The sequence below is a fragment of the Parendozoicomonas verongulae genome (genome assembly GCF_009711465.1).
Taxonomy (GTDB): Bacteria; Pseudomonadota; Gammaproteobacteria; order Pseudomonadales; family Endozoicomonadaceae; genus Sansalvadorimonas; species Sansalvadorimonas verongulae.
Map to the genome: position 1 here is coordinate 1 of NZ_SMME01000043.1, position 218 is coordinate 218.

The window sequence follows — 218 nt, forward strand, 5'->3', positions numbered from 1 at the left end:
ATCACAGGGGGTGTTTACCTGCCCTCCGGCGGCCTGGGCGCGCAGCCGGGTATAGATATCAAGAGCTGCTTTCAGGTTATCTGTGCCTCCCATAGCCTCGAGATGTCTGCCCAGTGTTAGTTCGATAACCTTGTCATTACAGGGGATGTCTGGCTGCCCCCCGGCCACCCGGGTGCGCAGCATGGTATAAATGTTCAGGGCTGCTCTCAGGTTGTCCG

At 58.3% G+C, this 218-nt stretch carries 1 protein-coding gene; it reads right to left on the minus strand.

Going from position 1 to position 218, the window contains the following annotated elements; translation table 11 throughout:
• Window positions 1-218: hypothetical protein (locus E1189_RS21945; RefSeq protein WP_196220777.1), on the minus strand; the 218-nt coding region annotated here is incomplete at both ends.